We start from the raw sequence: 15,709 nt of genomic DNA, 5'->3' as shown, positions 1-15,709 counted from the left end.
TCAGGCGGCGTTGCGGGCAGTGACGAACGCCGCCAGTGCGGCGACGCTGCTGAAATGGTTGCGGGTGTCCTTGGCGTCGGCGTCGATCTTGATGCCATAGCGCTTCTGTATCGCCAGACCGAGCTCGAGAGCGTCCACCGAGTCCAGGCCCAGGCCGTCGCCAAACAGCGGTTGCTGGTCGTCGATGTCGTCCACGGCTATGTCTTCCAGGCCGAGAGCGTCGATGATCAATTGCTTGAGGTCACGGTTAAGGTCTTGCTGTGGATCGCTCATCGATGGCGAGCTCCTTGATGTAGTACTGATGCAGATAATCGTTGAGTGCGCGCGACGCCTTTGGCGCAGGTCCGAGGGCGGCGAACGTTTGTGGGTCGATATCGGCGCCGACACTCAGGCTCAAGTGCACGCGGCGCTGAGGGATGCGGTACCAGGGTTCGTTCTTGGTCAGGGTGGTCGGGCTGACCTTGATAGTTACGGGGGTGATGATCTTCGCACCGCGCAGGGCAATCGCGGCGGCGCCGCGATGAAAGGCCGGCGCCTGGCCGGGCGGGGTGCGTGTGCCTTCCGGGAATATCACCAGCGGCTGGCCATCGCGCAGGCATTGCACGGCGTTGTCGAGCATGTCCATGCTGCCATCGTTGCCCAGGTACTGCGCTTCACTGACCGGACCGCGGGTGAAGGGGTTGTCGAACAGGCTCTGCTTGATTACGCAATTGCCCTGACGCACCAGACCGATGAGAAACACCACATCGATCAGCGAGGGGTGGTTGGCGATGATCATCTGCCCGGGGCGGCCGAGGCGCTCGGCGCCGTCGATCTGGTAGGTGAGCACGCCACTGAACCGCATCACCCGTACGAACTGCCAGAACAGCCAGCTGATGGTGTAGCGCGCGCGTTGACGATGACGCACCACTCCGCCCGGCAGGCAGCTGAGCAACGGAAACACCAGCACGCGCAGGCACAGGCCGCCGAGACCAAACAGGCAAAAGCACGCAGCTGTCGCCAGCAGGCGCCAGTAGTAGTGATCGCGGGTCTTGCTCACGGCTGCCGTTGCCAGGTCCATGACCGCCGCTTCCAAGTATGAGTGAAGCAATTCACGCCGTTCAGTGTGGCCTGCAGCCAGTTCAGGGCATGTGGCAGGGCGGCCGGCAACGACTGCGTGGCTGCCGGGCCAGGGCTCAGTTGCCACTGCTGACCCGGGGTGACCAACAGGCCTAGGGCGTAGGCGAAAGGCACATCGTCGACCCAGGCATCGTAGACCGCCGGCGGCAGTTCTTCGCAGACGATCAGCAACACCGCCGGCGCGCCCTCCGCCAACAGCGCCGCAGCCTCCAGCAGGCCCTGCTCAAGGCCATCGCCGGCGGCGGCGATGGCGGTCATCTCGCTGGTTTCGCCGCGCAGGATCGACCACAGCCCGATTACCGCGTTGTGCACCGACAGGCTGAACTGGGTCGGCGACAACGGTTGCTGATCAGCCAGGTCACTGAGAATGGCAAAGGTGCGCGGGGTTTCGCCATGACGCGAGGCAAATACCAGCGGCAGTGCCTCGTACCCTTCAGCCAGCGGCCAGCCGACAGCAAAGGCCATGCGCGCCAGATTGCTCAGGCGACGGCGCTGCATGGCCGGCAGGAACGAGACGTCTGGCGACGCCGCTTCACTGCAGCTGTGTCGGCTGCCCTGGGCCCACGCCTGCCAGTCGGCAGGCGTCACCAGGCCTGGAGCCCAGGCACGCCATTGGCTGATATCGAAGGTGATCACGGTGCTTTTTATTCCGCCCTGAAGGACTGCCTTGCCGAGGAATGACTCGTAACAACGACCTGACAGGGTTGGCATATTCGCCGAGTGGCGCGCATTATCACGGCGCCAGCGATGTGTAGCAATTGCTGGTTACATAATCGCCATCAGACAAGTTCATTTACGTTTTGCACAACGCCGACATGTGGTGCAGGCAAATTCCGACAAGCGGTGCAGCCCGCATGTCGGCTGCCGTTTGAGCGGCTTAAGCGAAGTGGCGCTGGCCAATGCACGGGCCTCGCCACATACTCGGGCATTCGTTGATACACGGAGGTCTCTCATGCGGCGCGTGGTATTCAATCAGAAAGGTGGCGTGGGCAAATCGAGCATTGCCTGCAACCTGGCAGCGGTCAGCGCCAACGAAGGCTACCGGACCCTGCTGATCGACCTGGACTCCCAGGCCAACTCGACCCAGTACCTGACCGGGCTGACCGGCGACGACATCCCCATGGGCATCGCCGACTTCTTCAAGCAGAGCCTGTCGACCGGGCCGTTCTCGAAGAAGAACAAGGTCGATATCTACGAAACCCCATTCGACAACCTGCACGTGGTTACCGCCACGGCGGAGTTGGCCGACCTGCAGCCCAAGCTCGAGGCCAAGCACAAGATCAACAAGCTGCGCAAATTGCTCGAAGAGCTCGACGAGGATTACGATCGGATCTACATCGATACCCCGCCGGCGCTGAATTTCTATGCGGTATCAGCGTTGATCGCGGCTGATCGAGTGCTGATCCCCTTCGACTGCGACAGTTTCTCGCGCCAGGCGCTGTACGGCCTGCTGGCCGAGATCGAAGAGTTGAGGGACGACCACAACGAAGGCCTGCTGGTCGAAGGCATCGTGGTCAATCAATTCCAGTCACGCGCCAGCCTGCCGCAGCAGATGCTCGATGAGCTGATCGAAGAGGGCCTGCCGGTGTTGCCGGTGTACCTGACCAGCTCGGTGAAGATGCGCGAATCGCACCATGCCAGCCTGCCGCTGATCCACCTGGATCCGCGGCACAAGCTGACCCAGCAGTTCGTCGAGCTGCACGCGTTGCTCGAAGAAAACGCCTAAACGCCCTGGCTGCGCAGCCACTCCAGTAATGAGTGGAGTGGAAATGCGCCAGCCTGACGGCTGATTTCGCGACCGTTCTTGAACAGGATCAAGCTGGGGATCGAGCGGATGCCCAGTTGGCTGGCCAGATTGCGGTTGGCTTCGCTATCGAGCTTGGCCAAACGGCAGCGACCGCTCAGTTGCGCCGCTGCCTGGGTGAAGATCGGCGCGAACGACTTGCACGGCCCACACCAGTCGGCCCAGACGTCCAGCAACAAGGGCAGATCGCCTTTGATCTGGCTGGCATAGTTTGCCTCGCTCAGATCGAACGGCCGGCTCAGCAACACGGCCTGTTTGCAGCGGCCGCATTTGGGCGTGTCGTTCAGGCGCTCGGCCGGCAGGCGGTTGAGGCCGTTGCAGTGTGGGCAGGGGATCACTAGTGGATCGGACATTGTGACTCCTTATGAATGCGATTCTGACCGGAAATTCTGGGGCTGCTTTGCAGCCCTTTCGCGACACAAGGCCGCTCCTACAGTTGACCGCGTACGTCGGTATTGCGCGGTGCCTGTAGGAGCGGCCTTGTGTCGCGAAAGGGGCGCATAGCGCCCCCCCGACGTCCTCAAAAGTTACTCACGACGAGCAACTGATTTCCAGATGCTTGCCCCACTCCGGCGGGCGCTCGGCGTAGGCCTGCATGCCCGGCTGCTCTTCGAACGGCCTGCTCAACACCTGATGCAGGCGGCGCACTTCGGTGTAGTCACCGCCATTGGCCGCTTCGATGGCCTTCTGTGCCAGGTAATTGCGCAGCACGTACAGTGGGTTGACCGCATGCATACGCTCGCGGCGGCCCTCGGCGTTGGCTGGCTCGCGCTCACAGCGGGCCAGATAGGTCGCGCTCCAGGCATCGAAGCCGGCCAGATCGACAAAATCGTCGCGTACTACCTGCAGGGCCGCTGCGGCGGGCTGATCGCCAAGCCGGCGGAAGAACAGCGTGTAGTCGACGCCGCCGCTCTGCATACGTTGCAGCAGGGTTTCGACCAATTGCAGGTCGTCGTCCTCGGCGGTAGTCAGGCCCAGGCGGCGGCGCATCAGGTCGAGGTAGTGGGTCTGGTACAGCGGCAGGAACAGGCCCAGCGCCTGCTTCAGTGCCTCGACCTCGACAAACGGAGTCAAAGCCTGGGCCAGTGCGCTGAGGTTCCAGTGGGCGATGGGCACCTGATTGCTGTAGCTGTAACGCCCCTGATTGTCAGAGTGGTTGCAGATGAAGTTGGCGTCGAAGTCGTCGAGGAAGGCAAACGGGCCGAAGTCGAAGGTGATGCCCAGGATCGACATGTTGTCGGTGTTCATCACCCCATGGCAGAAGCCATAGGCCTGCCAGCGCGCGATCAACTCGGCGTTGCGCTCGACGATGGTCTGGAACATCGCCAGGTACGGTTGCTCGGCGCTGCGGCATTCAGGGTAATGCTGCTCCAGCACATGGTCGATCAGCAGCTGCTGCTGTTCTGGCTGGCGGGTGTAATAGAAATACTCGAAGTGGCCAAAACGGATATGGCTCTGTGCCAGGCGCAGGATCATTGCCGCGCTCTCCTGGGTCTCACGCCACACCGGCGTGCTCGAGCCGATCACGCACAGCGCGCGGCTGCTGGGGATGCCCAAGGCGTGCAGGGCTTCGGAACCGAGGAACTCGCGGATAGACGAGCGCAGCACGGCGCGGCCATCACCCATACGCGAATAAGGCGTTTGCCCGGCACCCTTGAGGTGCAGGTCCCAGTGCTCGCCGGCATCGTTGACTACTTCGCCCAGCAGCAATCCGCGGCCATCGCCCAGACGCGGCGTATAGCCGCCGAACTGGTGCCCGGAGTAGACCATCGCCCGTGGGTCGGCGTCTTGCCAGGACTGGTGGCCGCTGAACAGCTCGGCAAACAGCGGCAGCGCTGCCTGCGCCGGGTCGAGATCGAGCAGGGCCATCGCCGACTCGCTGGCCACTACCACCCGCGGCTCGGTGATCGGGTCAGGCAGTACCTGAGTGGAGAAGGCATCGCCGAGGCGGGCGAAGCGATTGTCGAAGGTCAGTTGGTCTAGGGCTTTCACGGGCCGGCTCCTGGCATGGCGGACGAGGGCCAGGCCCTCGCCGCGAGTGTGCGGTGCATGCCGGTTTGAGTCCAGTCAGAACGGTTGAGTGCCTTCGGGTTTTGTCCCGTCGCCACCTTCAACGGCGATCAGCTTCTGTTTGTGGCCCTGGGTGTCCATCAGGAACACTTCGACCTGGCGCACCGAGATCTTGATGTCGTGGGCCTTGAACTCGCGGCTGATGTAGCGGTTGATCTCGTCCAGGGTCGGGTTGCGGTCGCCGAGGTCGCGCACGTGCATGCGCAACTCGTGATCCAGCGAGCTCTCGCCGAAGTTGAGGAAGTACACCAGCGGTTCTGGGTCTTTCAGCACGCGCGGGTTGTCATGTGCGCCCTTGAGCAGCAGTTCACGTACCAGGTCCAGGTCCGAGCCGTAGTCGATGCCCAGTTTCAGCGTGACCCGGGTGACCGTGTCGGTCAGCGACCAGTTGATCAACTGGCCGGTGATGAAGGTCTTGTTGGGGACGATGATGTCCTTGCGGTCGAAGTCGGTGATGGTGGTGGCGCGGATGCGGATCTTGCTCACCGTGCCGGACAGGTTGCCGATGGTGATGGTGTCGCCGATACGCACCGGGCGCTCGAACAGGATCATGATCCCGGAGATGAAGTTGGCGAAGATTTCCTGCATGCCAAAGCCAATCCCCAGCGACAGTGCAGCCACCAGCCATTGCAGCTTGTCCCAGCTGACGCCCAGGGTCGACAAGGTACTGACGAAACCGACCCCGGCAATCACGTAGGACAACAGTGTGGTGGTGGCATAGGCGCTGCCCTGCGCCAGGTTCAGGCGTGACAGCACCAGCACTTCGAGCAGGCCCGGCAGGTTGCCGGCCAGGGCGAAGGTGATGCCGATGATCACCAGTGCGCCGAGCAGGTCGCCCAGGCTGATCGGCACCATGCTGGCGGCGGCGCCGGTACCGCTGGTGTACTCGTAAAGGGTGAAGTTGTTGAGGTAGGCGAACACCGAAAGCAGGTCTGCCCAGACCCAGTACAGGCCACCGATGAAGCCGCCGAGCAGGGCCAGGCGGATCAGGCGCAGCGATTGCTGGTTGACCTGTTCGATGTCCAGGGTCGGCTCTTCGACGATCACCTCGCCGTCGAGCCCTTCCTTGCTTGCCTGGCGCTTGCTCAGCGCGCGCTGATAGGCCAGGCGCCGCGCGGCAACCGACAGGCCGCGTACGAACGCTGCCTCGATCACCAGCCAGAACAGCAGCAGGTACAAGGTGTAGATCAAACGGTCGGTTAGTTTCAGGGCGGTGTAGTAGTAGCCGAAGCACACGGCCACGAACAACGCCATCGGCAGCGCCGTGAAGGCCACCCCGACGATCTTGCGAAACAGTGACGTGTCGCGGTGCGCCGGGCTACTCAACAGCAGGCGGCTGAGCAACCAGGCCATCAAGGCATAGCAGGTCAGTACGACGCCGATGCCAAGCACGTCACTGGCCAGCGCCGACGGCTGGTGTTCGGCCACGGCGACCACCCCGACCAGCGCCAGCACCACGGTACCCAGACGCCGCACCCAGCCACGCAGGAACTGCACCTGCGGCTTGTGCCAGCGGAAATGCACCTCGGCCACGCCGCCCGGCGCGAGAATCCGGTAGGCGGTGTAGAACACCAGCCAGGCCTGAGCCAGCTGCCACAAGGCAGCACTCAGGTTGGCATTCTGCCCGCGTGCATCGACCTGGAGGATATACGCGCACAAGGCCAGGGCCAGGCTCAGCGGCATCGCCAGCAGCACGTTGATCAGCAGCGCCTGCGGCGTGTGCCACTGGCTGTCGCGTTTGAAGTGGCCGATGTCCTGATGCACCTTGCTCAAGCGCTGATACAAGTAGCGCCGGCGCCACTGCAGCACTCCTATCAGCAGCAATAGCGGCAGGAACAGCAATGGCCGCAGGCTGAGGCCTTGCAGCACTTCCTTGACGCCCGAACCCCACGGCAGGTTGGCCACCTGATCGATCAGGCGCCCGGGCACGCTGCTCAGCCATTCCCAGTCCAGCGGCTTGTTGCTGGGGATCCAGAACATCTGCTCTTCCAGGGTGGTGCGCAACCCCTGAGCGGTGCTGACCAGCTGCTTCTGGTTCAGCTGCAGGGTGATCGATTCGTTGAGCAATGCCGAAAGCTCACGGTTGAGCCGTTCGAGCAGGTCGCTGCGGGTGATGGCCACTTCCAACAGTGCCTTGCGCAGTTCGGGCGTGACGTCCTCGGCAGGCTGGCTGGCGAGCACGCCATCGACGTAGCTGACGGGGCTGCTCATCTGCTCGCGCTGCTGGTTGACCTCGAACTGATACAGGCGGATATCGGCGATCTGGTCGGCCAGGTCGCGGTCGAGCTTCAAATGCGGCAGGCTCTGTTTTTGCTTGTAGAGGATCTTGGACAGCAACAGGCTGCCCTTGAGCACGTCGATCTGTTCATCAAGCACCTGATCGGCCTGGGTCAGGCTGTCGAGCTGAGTTTTGGTCTTGAGGTTCTGCTGGGTCAGCTCGTTGAGCCGGTCGGTACTCTTGAGCAGGTAGTCGGAGAGCTTGAGGTTGGCGGCGCTCTCATTGGCCAGCAGGACACTGCCGCCGGACTTCTGCGCTTCCAGCGATTGCTGGGTCACCGCTTGCTGCGACTGCGCAAGGCGTTTGTCGTTGATCAGCGTCTGCAGTTGCTGGATTTCCTGCTCCAGGCGCGCGGTGCGCTCGACCAGCAGGTCGTGCTGAGCGCTGCCCAGGTCCTGCAGCAGGCCGTTGCCGGCCAGTTCCTGGCGGCGCAGCAGGGTTTGCGCGTTGAGCGAGGCGAGCTCGGCGGCGAGCTGATTGCGTTGGTCGGCGGAGAGGGCCTTGCCAGCGTCCTTGCCGGACTTGAGGCTGCTGTTGATCTGCTGGATGCGCGTCTGGTTGTTGCTGATCTGCGCTTGCGCCCGTTCCGGGCGGGTCTGCGAACTGATCATCAGGCTGTTGGCATCGGCCAGCGCCTTTTGCAGCTCGCCTTGCAGCGTGCTGCGCTCGCTGAGCAGTTGCTCGAGTTGCGGCACGCTCAGGTTGGCATAGCGCTGGGTGACGGGAGCCGGTGTGCTCGCCTTGAGCTTGGCCAGCTCGCGTTGGGCCTCGCTGGTCAAGCGCGGCGCGTCGGCCAACTGCTGCTTCAGCGCCTTGAGCTTGGCCGCGCTGTCCTGCTGGCTGGCGAGCAGGCTCAGGGTCTGCTCGAGCACTTGCTGCAGGCTCTTCTGGTCAGCCTCGGGCAGCTTGCGCTCGGCGATCTTGTCGAGGCTGTTCTGCACGCTGGCAGTGGTCGGGGCCTCGGCAGCGGTGGCGCCGAAAGAGAGGGACAGGCACAGCCCGAGCAGGGCTGCGCGAAGGTGCACGCGCAGGGACATAAGCAGAGTCTTGTCAGGGGTTCGTGTGATACGAGGCAAGTCGAGGGCTACAGGAACAAGCCCGGGCCGGGGCGAGTTCCTTCGGGGAATTTGACGCCGACTTTGTCGATCTTGTTCCCGTCCATTACTGCGACCGTCCAGATTGTGCCGTGCCATTCGATCTGATCGCCTACTACTGGAGCGCCTCCGACCTTTTGTCGGATGAACTGCGCCAGCGCCATATCGGCGTTCAAACCGTCCAGTTGCAGGCCATAAAGTGCTGCTACCTGGCCCAGTTCGGCATCGCCTTCGAGAACGAAATCGCCAAAGAAGCGCAGGTCCAGGCCACGTTGTGGCGCCTGGCTGAACAGCTTGCCCAGCGCCGGCAGGTTATGCTCGTGGCCGATCACGCAGAGCATGTCGTCCACTTCGAGCACGGTACTGCCGGATGGGTGCAGCAGCTGCTCGCCGCGAAACAGCGCGGCAATCCGCGTGCCTTCAGGCATCTTCAGCTCGCGCAGGGCGGCGCCGATGCACCACTTTTCTGCGCCGAGGCGGTAGACGAACATCTCCCACTCGCTGGTGATGTGTACCTCCAGCGCCGAGCGCGAGATCGGTGCCGGGTCTGGCGGTACCGTGACTTTGAGCAGCTTGGCCATCCACGGCAGGCTGGTGCCCTGCACCAGCAGCGAGATCAACACGATGAAGAAGGCCAGGTTGAAGAACAGCTGCGCTTGCGGCAGCCCCGCCATCAGCGGGAACACGGCCAGAATGATCGGTACCGCGCCGCGCAAACCGACCCAGGCAATGAAGCCCTTTTCGCGGTCATGGAAGGCCTTAAATGGCAGCAGCGCGGCGAACACCGACAGCGGCCGCGCCACCAGGATCATCCACAGCGCCAGGCCCAGGGCCGGCACTGCAATCGGCAGCAGGTCATGTGGCGTGACCAGCAGCCCGAGCACCAGGAACATGCCGATCTGCGCCAGCCAGGCCATGCCGTCGAGCATGTGCAAAATACCGTGGCGGCTGCGGATCGGCCGGTTGCCGAGCACCAGGCCGCACAGATAAACCGCGAGGAAGCCGCTGCCGTGCAGGGCGTTGGTCAGCGAAAACACCACCAGCCCGCCAGCCACTACCAGAATCGGGTAGAGGCCGCTGGCGAGGTTGATGCGGTTGACCATCTGCAGCATCAGCCAGCCGCCGCCCAAACCCAGCAGGCCGCCGATACCGAACTCTCGCAGCAGGTGAGTGAGCAGGCTCCAGTGCAGGCCGGTCTGGCCGCTGGCGATCATGTCGATCAGGGTTACGGTGAGGAATACCGCCATCGGGTCGTTGCTGCCCGATTCGATCTCGAGCGTGGCGGTGACCCGCTCGTTGAGGCCTTTGCCACCGAGCAGCGAGAACACCGCCGCAGCGTCGGTCGAGCCGACGATGGCGCCGATCAACAGGCCCTGGATCAGGCTCAGATCGAACAGCCAGGCTGCGACCATGCCGGTCAGCGCCGTGGTGATCAATACCCCGACCGTGGCCAGCGACAGCGCCGGCCACAGCGCTACGCGAAAGCTCGCCACCCGTGTGCGCAGGCCGCCGTCGAGGAGGATTACCGCCAGCGCCAGGTTGCCCACCAGGTAGGCAGTCGGGTAGTTGTTGAAAATGATCCCGCCGCCGTCGACGCCGGCCACCATGCCGACCGCCAGAATGATGACCAGAATCGGAATGCCCAGGCGCGATGACAGCGAGCTGACCAGAATACTTGCACCCACCAGCAATGCGCCGATCAGGAACAGGCTGTTGATGGTGCTTGCATCCAAGGGCGGTACTCCGGAGAAACGGGGGGACAGGCGGCGCTGTTACGCAGGTTGCGTGCCAACTGATTCTAACCCGAGGCGCTCGCGGGCTGTAAAGCGTTACCGCATATTGATGCGGCATCCAGGTTGAAGTGCGGGCTCCCATTTGCACAGGCCACCGCGCATGATCCACCCCGACGATATGCCTCTGGCGGACATTGCCCGCCGTTATCTGGGCCAGTTCCCTGACCTGCATGGGCTGGCCCGTCAGGCCGCCGGCCATGTGCTGCGCCGTCAGCTCGGTCACTGGCTCGACCCTGATCAGGTGTTCTGGCATGAGTTCGACAGCGCCAGCAGCAGCCCGCGGACCTTCACCGGTTTTTGCCACGGCGGCCCACCGCGGCGCTCGATGAGCCTGACCGAGCTGATGATCCAGCGCTTCAGCCCGGCGCAACAGGCCAATATCGACCAGTTGTCGGTGTACGGCGGCTTCTATCGAGTGGACGCCAGCCATACCGTTTTCGATGAGCGCAACGAGCTGCGTCTGGTGGCCCAGAGCGTGCTGGAGCAGTGTTGGGCGATGGACTTTGCGGCAACCTACCGCAAGCGTTTGGCGCAGTTTCGAGCCGAGCGCGGCGAGGACTTCTGCCTGTTAGCCCGCTCGCGGTTTCTGGCTGTACTCGGCCAGGCTGCACTGAGCAACGATGAGCGGCACGAAATACTCGCGGCCTCGCTGGTCCGCTCGCAGTTGCCAGCGACCCGCAAGGCTCTGCGCCTGTCGTATGGCGACAACCACCTCAGCGGTTGGGCTCGCCTGAGTCTGGGCGGGGTTGCGGCGCGAACCCTGCTGCTGCGTACGTTGCCCAGTGGCAAACGCTGCCTGTATCTGGCAGGCGAGCATGCCGGCATGGTGCTGCTCAACGATGAGCAGACGCTTGAGGCGTGGCTGGTCGAGCAAGCGGCAACAGCGCAGGGGCAGGAGCGGTTGATGAGCGATTTTGTCGGCAGTGACTTGCTGAGCCAGTCGCTGCGTCCGCGTCTGCAAAAGTACCTGGACTTGCTGGCGCAGCCCGATCATACGCTGCTGATCAGCAGCCAGCCGCTGCGCGGAGATGTGTTCGTGCGCCTGCGTGATCAGGCGTTGGTTACCCTGGCCAGTGATGCCGATGAGCGCCTTACTACCAACGCTCAGTTACGCAGGCAGCGCTGGCTGTCCGGGCTGCAAACTGCGGCATTGATCCTGGCGCCCATGAGCATTGCGGGTTGGCCAGTGGCCCTGACATCGTTGGGCATAGGTGTCGGTTGCCTCGCGCTGCATGTGGACCAGGCCGTCAATGGTAAGCGCGAGTGGCGCGCAGCTGTCTGGTGGGCGGTGTTGCTGGATATCCTGTTCATCCTCCTGGACAGCGCACTGATGCGCTCCACCGAGCTGTTTGCTCCAGGTCGGTTACAACCGCCGCGCACGCTCGAGGCGCCGCTGGCGATTGCCGACGACAGCTGGGAAGAATTCATGCAGCCCGCCGCTGACGCGCTATTGCTCCGTTCCGATCAAGCTCTGGCCCGTCAGCAAATGGCGCTGGCGCGGGTGCCGTGGGCCGACGCCGGCCAGGTTGATGAGCGCGGGTGGTATCTGGATGCGTTCAGTGAGCCTTACGCGGTCTATCGCGATGAACTCGGCTATGGCGCGCCGGCGATAGCCGAGTACAGCCATGCGCCGCAGCGCTACAACAACCTGTGGCGCGGGCTACCACTGGACGATCGGCTGGCGGTCTGTATCGACCGTAGCCATGCCCTGGGCGAGGCACTCGAGCAGATTGGTCAGCACAGCCCGGTCACCTTGTATCGCGCTGCTTCAAGTATTCGCAGCACCGGTACTGCGGCTTTTCGCAGTGGTCAGGTCGCGGTGGGAGATGTACTGGTGAGTACCGAGTTCACCTCGTTCACCGAGAATCCCTACGTGCTTTGGGAGGTGTTCAACAGCCCTGAGGTGCAGATATTCGGCAGGTCAGCCTTCGATGATGGCGCGGTGGTATATGTGCTGGAACCAGGCGAGCATGTGCGGGCGACACCGGTCGCGGCGTTTTCCAGCAGACCTGATGAGGCTGAGTCGTTGATGCTACCTGGGCGCTATGTCGAGGTCACGCGCATCACCGCCGTCGACAATGCGCGGTATCGCTTTATCGAGGTGCGCCTGAGGGCGCTGGCGCAGCCTCTGCAAGGAGGCCTGGTGCATGATCTGAGTAGTGGCGAGGTGTTTGATCGGGAGGTGCTGGCGCTGCGGTTGGGGGCAGGCGGAGATGATTCATTGATGCGGCGGTTCTTTCCGCTGCCGACGTAACGATTGGGGCCGCAAAGCGACCCCATTTGGCCTGAGTTACGGCTGCTTCACTTCCCGCATCGGCTTGCCTTTGACCGGCGCGCCGTTGGCCACGTAGTACTTGGCGGTGCTGCGCGGCAGCGGCTGGCGGCCACGGATCTTGTCGGAGATTTTCTCGGCGATCATGATCGTGGTGGCATTGAGGTTGCCGGTGATGATGATCGGCATGATCGACGCATCGACCACCCGCAGCCCTTGCATGCCATGCACACGGCCCTGATCGTCGACCACGGCCATCTCGTCGGTGCCCATCTTGCACGAGCAGGACGGGTGGAATGCGGTTTCGGCATGCTCGCGGATGAACTTGTCGAGCTCTTCATCGGTTTGCACGTGGGCGCCCGGGCTGATTTCGCGGCCGCGGTACTGGTCCAGCGCAGGCTGGGCCATGATCTCGCGGGTCAAACGGATACCGTCGCGGAATTCCTGCCAGTCCTGTTCAGTCGCCATGTAGTTGAAGAGAATGCTCGGATGCTGGCGCGGATCCTTGGACTTGAGCTGAATACGGCCGCGGCTAGGCGAGCGCATCGAGCCCATGTGCGCCTGGAAACCGTGTTCCTTGACGCCATTCGAGCCGTTGTAATTGATCGCCACCGGCAGGAAGTGGTACTGGATGTTCGGCCACTCGAATTCAGGCCGGGAGCGAATGAAGCCGCCCGCCTCGAACTGGTTGCTGGCGCCGATACCGGTGCCGTTGAACAGCCATTCGGCACCGATGGCCGGCTGGTTCCACCACAGCAGCGATGGGTACAGCGAGACTGGCTGGGTGCAGGCGTACTGCAGGTACAGTTCAAGGTGATCCTGCAGGTTTTCACCAACGCCTGGCAGGTCGTGTACCACGGGCACGTCGAGGCTTTCGAGCAGTGCACGCGGGCCGACGCCGGAGCGTTGCAGCAGTTGCGGCGAAGCAATCGCGCCGGAGCTGACGATGACTTCCTTGCGCGCACGGGCTTCCATGCGCTCTTCACTGTCGCCGACCAGGTAGGTCACGCCGACAGCGCGTTTGCCTTCGAACAGGATCCGGTCACTCAGGGCATGGGTGACGATGGTCAGGTTCGGGCGCTTCTTGGCCTGGTCCAGGTAGCCGCGCGCGGTGCTCGAGCGACGGCCGTTCTTGGTCACCGAACGGTCCATCGGGCCGAAGCCTTCCTGCTGGTAGCCGTTGAGGTCTTCAGTGCGCGGGTAACCAGCCTGTACGCCGGCTTCGACCATGGCGTGGAACAGTGGGTTGTTGCCGGCTTTGGGCGTGGCAACGCTGACCGGGCCGTCACCGCCGTGATAATCGTTGGGGCCGATATCGCGGGTTTCGGCCTTTTTGAAGTACGGCAGGCAGTCGAGGTAGGTCCAGTCTTCCAGGCCTGGCAGCTTGGCCCAGCCATCGAAGTCCATGGCGTTGCCGCGGATGTAGCACATGCCGTTGATCAGCGACGAGCCACCCAGGCCTTTGCCACGGCCACATTCCATGCGACGGCCGTCCATGTGCGGCTCTGGATCGGTTTCGTAGGCCCAGTTGTAGCGACGGCCCTGCAGCGGGAAGGCCAGCGCGGCCGGCATCTGGGTGCGGAAGTCGAAGCGATAGTCAGGGCCGCCAGCTTCGAGCAGCAGCACGCTGACGTTGGCGTCTTCGGTCAGGCGGGTGGCGATGGTGTTACCGGCCGAGCCGGCACCGACGATGATGTAATCGAACTGTTGGGACATGCAAGTACCCTCGTTGTGGCGGTGTCAGGGAGCAAAGCGCCCGCGCCATAAGGCGCGGGCCTAACTACACAGGGTGCTTAGAACACCGAGGTGTAGCCTCCGAGCTCGACCTGAACCGACTTGATGCGGGTGTACTGGGCCAGCGAGCTGACGCCGTTTTCGCGGCCGACACCGGATTGCTTGTAACCACCGACCGGCATTTCTGCCGGCGACTCGCCCCAGGCGTTGATCCAGCAGATGCCGGCTTCAAGCTGGTGAATGATGCGGTGGGCGCGGCTGATGTCGTTGGTGCAGACGCCGGCAGCCAGACCGTATTCGGTATCGTTGGCGCGGCGGATGACTTCTTCTTCGGTCTCGTAGCTGAGGATGCTCATGACCGGGCCGAAGATCTCTTCCTTGACGATGGTCATGTCGTCGCTGCAGTCGGTGAACACGGTCGGCGCAACGAAGGCACCCTTGGCCAGGTCGCCTTCGCTCAGACGCTCGCCGCCGCAGAGGACGCGGGCGCCTTCTTCCTTACCTTTGGCGATGTAGCCGAGCACGCTTTCCATGTGCTGGAAGCTGACCAGCGGGCCGAAGTTGGTGTTCTCGTCTTCCGGGTTGCCAATGCGGATGCGCGCAACGCGCTCGGCGATCTTGGCTTCGAAGGCGGCTTTCATCGACGCCGGGATGAATACCCGGGTGCCGTTGGTGCAGACCTGGCCGGAGCTGTAGAAGTTGGCCATCATGGCGATGTCGGCGGCCTTGTCGAGGTCGGCATCGGCGCAGATGATCAGCGGCGACTTGCCGCCCAGTTCCATGGTGACTTCCTTGAGCGACGAGCTCGAGGCGCTGGCCATGACTTTCTTGCCGGTGGTGGTGCCGCCGGTGAACGATACTTTTTCGATGCGCGGGTGCTCGGTCAGCAAGGTGCCGACTTCACGGCCGCTGCCGGTGAGGACGTTGAACACGCCATTCGGCAGGCCGGCTTCGGTGTAGATCTCGGCCAGTTTCAGGGTGGTCAGCGAGGTAACTTCCGACGGCTTGAAGATCATCGCGTTGCCGGCCGCCAGGGCTGGCGCCGATTTCCACAGGGCGATCTGGATCGGGTAGTTCCACGCCCCGATACCGGCGGTCACGCCCAGCGGTTCGCGGCGGGTGTAGACGAACGAGCTTTCGCGCAGCGGGATCTGCTCGCCTTCGATGGCCGGGACCAGGCCCGCGTAGTACTCGAGCACGTCGGCGCCGGTGACGATGTCGACGTAACGGGTTTCCGAGTAGGACTTGCCGGTGTCGAGGGTTTCCAGCATGGCCAGCTCATCGTTGCGCTCGCGCAGGATGTCAACGGCACGACGCAGGATGCGCGAACGCTGCATGGCAGTCATCGCGGCCCAGACTTTCTGGCCACGTTCGGCGCTCTCGACGGCACGTTCGACGTCAGCGGCAGTGGCGCGCTGGACGTGGGCGAGGACTTCGCCGGTCGCCGGGTTGATGGCTTCGAAGGTGGCATCGCTGCCAGCGTCGACATAACCACCATCGATGTAGAGTTTTTGCGTTCCGAAACGGGCCATAGAATCCTCGCAA

At 63.2% G+C, this 15,709-nt stretch carries 11 protein-coding genes; 2 read left to right on the top strand and 9 right to left on the bottom strand.

Features of this window, described 5'->3' with window-relative positions; genetic code table 11:
* The 3 genes from M2396_RS10325 to M2396_RS10315 are packed head-to-tail and all read right to left on the bottom strand — an operon-like array spanning position 1 to position 1,755.
* Positions 1-273: a phosphopantetheine-binding protein gene (locus tag M2396_RS10325; RefSeq protein ID WP_101315568.1), complete on the bottom strand. Its 273-nt coding sequence runs from the start codon at positions 271-273 to the stop codon at positions 1-3.
* The gene (locus M2396_RS10320; RefSeq protein WP_259074597.1) at positions 248-1,060 is read right to left on the bottom strand and encodes a 1-acyl-sn-glycerol-3-phosphate acyltransferase; all 813 of its coding nucleotides are present in this window, start codon (positions 1,058-1,060) and stop codon (positions 248-250) included. The genes M2396_RS10325 and M2396_RS10320 overlap by 26 nt, the downstream gene beginning before the upstream one ends.
* A complete protein-coding gene (locus M2396_RS10315; protein ID WP_256585649.1) occupies positions 1,036-1,755 on the bottom strand; it encodes a beta-ketoacyl synthase chain length factor in 720 nt (239 codons plus the stop codon). The genes M2396_RS10320 and M2396_RS10315 overlap by 25 nt, the downstream gene beginning before the upstream one ends.
* Before the next feature lie 316 nt (positions 1,756-2,071).
* Between M2396_RS10315 and M2396_RS10310 the strand changes: the two genes are divergently transcribed.
* Entirely contained in the window at positions 2,072-2,845 is a 774-nt protein-coding gene (locus tag M2396_RS10310) for a ParA family protein (RefSeq protein WP_150571527.1), read from the top strand.
* Here M2396_RS10310 and trxC read toward each other — a convergent pair.
* The 4 genes from trxC to M2396_RS10290 form a co-directional block, all read right to left on the bottom strand.
* Positions 2,842-3,276 carry a thioredoxin TrxC gene (trxC, locus tag M2396_RS10305; protein WP_101315575.1) on the bottom strand — a complete coding sequence of 145 codons (435 nt, stop codon included), beginning with the start codon at positions 3,274-3,276 and terminating at the stop codon, positions 2,842-2,844. The two genes, M2396_RS10310 and trxC, sit on opposite strands and share 4 nt — an antisense overlap.
* 178 nt (positions 3,277-3,454) lie before the next feature.
* Positions 3,455-4,915 (bottom strand): protein adenylyltransferase SelO, encoded by a 1,461-nt coding sequence (gene selO / locus M2396_RS10300; RefSeq protein ID WP_259074592.1) that lies wholly within the window; start codon positions 4,913-4,915, stop codon positions 3,455-3,457.
* A 75-nt stretch (positions 4,916-4,990) separates the two neighbouring features.
* Positions 4,991-8,308, bottom strand: a complete 3,318-nt coding sequence (mscK, locus tag M2396_RS10295) for a mechanosensitive channel MscK (RefSeq protein WP_259074590.1) — start codon at positions 8,306-8,308, stop codon at positions 4,991-4,993.
* 47 nt (positions 8,309-8,355) lie between these two features.
* Positions 8,356-10,098 (bottom strand): potassium/proton antiporter, encoded by a 1,743-nt coding sequence (locus tag M2396_RS10290; RefSeq protein WP_101315582.1) that lies wholly within the window; start codon positions 10,096-10,098, stop codon positions 8,356-8,358.
* A gap of 160 nt (positions 10,099-10,258) precedes the next feature.
* Between M2396_RS10290 and M2396_RS10285 the strand changes: the two genes are divergently transcribed.
* Complete coding sequence (locus M2396_RS10285) at positions 10,259-12,412, top strand: dermonecrotic toxin domain-containing protein (protein WP_259074586.1); 2,154 nt, start codon at positions 10,259-10,261, stop codon at positions 12,410-12,412.
* Positions 12,413-12,448: 36 nt separating this feature from the next.
* On the opposite strand, the gene betA is transcribed toward M2396_RS10285, so the two are convergent.
* Together betA and betB are read right to left on the bottom strand one after the other, a co-directional pair.
* Positions 12,449-14,146, bottom strand: coding sequence for a choline dehydrogenase (gene betA / locus M2396_RS10280; RefSeq protein WP_101315586.1), 1,698 nt, complete (start codon positions 14,144-14,146; stop codon positions 12,449-12,451).
* Between the two features lie 77 nt (positions 14,147-14,223).
* Positions 14,224-15,696 (bottom strand): betaine-aldehyde dehydrogenase, encoded by a 1,473-nt coding sequence (gene betB / locus M2396_RS10275; RefSeq protein WP_150571524.1) that lies wholly within the window; start codon positions 15,694-15,696, stop codon positions 14,224-14,226.
* Positions 15,697-15,709: the final 13 nt, after the last annotated feature.

The organism is Pseudomonas sp. BIGb0278, assembly GCF_024809895.1.
GTDB lineage: Bacteria > Pseudomonadota > Gammaproteobacteria > Pseudomonadales > Pseudomonadaceae > Aquipseudomonas > Aquipseudomonas shirazensis.
Note: the sequence above shows the minus strand (reverse complement) of the source record. Positions and strands in the feature narration are given on the sequence as shown.